Here is an 890-nt window from a genome sequence, read left to right as displayed (position 1 = left end):
GGTGGCGAGTTCAAGGATTACTCCGCGATCGACGCCGCGCCGGAAGAAAAGGCACGTGGCATCACGATCTCGACCGCGCACGTCGAATACGAATCCACCGTTCGTCACTACGCCCACGTCGATTGCCCGGGCCATGCTGACTACGTCAAGAACATGATCACCGGTGCTGCCCAGATGGACGGCGCGATCCTGGTGTGCTCGGCCGCTGACGGCCCGATGCCGCAGACCCGCGAGCACATCCTGCTGTCGCGTCAGGTCGGCGTGCCGTACATCGTCGTGTTCCTGAACAAGGCCGACATGGTTGACGATGCCGAGCTGCTGGAACTGGTCGAAATGGAAGTCCGCGAGCTGCTGAGCAAGTACGACTTCCCGGGCGACGACACCCCGATCATCTCGGGTTCGGCCCGTCTGGCGCTGGAAGGCGACCAGAGCGACATCGGCGTGCCGGCCGTCATCAAGCTGGTCGAGGCGCTGGACACCTGGATCCCGACCCCGGAGCGTGACGTCGACAAGGCATTCCTGATGCCGGTCGAAGACGTGTTCTCGATCTCGGGCCGCGGCACCGTGGTGACCGGTCGTATCGAGCGCGGCGTGATCAAGGTCGGCGAAGAAATCGAAATCGTCGGCATCCGCCCGGTGCAGAAGACCACCGTGACCGGCGTGGAAATGTTCCGCAAGCTGCTGGACCAGGGTCAGGCAGGCGACAACGCCGGTCTGCTGCTGCGCGGCACCAAGCGTGACGACGTCGAGCGTGGCCAGGTTCTGGCCAAGCCGGGTTCGATCAAGCCGCACACCAAGTTCGACGCCGAAGTCTACGTTCTGTCGAAGGACGAGGGCGGCCGTCACACCCCGTTCTTCAAGGGCTACCGTCCGCAGTTCTACTTCCGTAC

Annotated in this window: 1 protein-coding gene; it reads left to right on the top strand. The window is 63.7% G+C overall.

From position 1 onward, the window contains the following. Window positions 1-890 (top strand): elongation factor Tu (tuf, locus tag HFK18_RS21575; RefSeq protein ID WP_180167805.1); only part of this gene is annotated, 890 nt, incomplete at both ends.

Origin of the sequence: Stenotrophomonas sp. SbOxS2, from assembly GCF_013416715.1 — a bacterium.
GTDB classification, from domain to species: domain Bacteria; phylum Pseudomonadota; class Gammaproteobacteria; order Xanthomonadales; family Xanthomonadaceae; genus Stenotrophomonas; species Stenotrophomonas lactitubi.
This window is presented reverse-complemented; position numbering and strand designations above follow the sequence as displayed.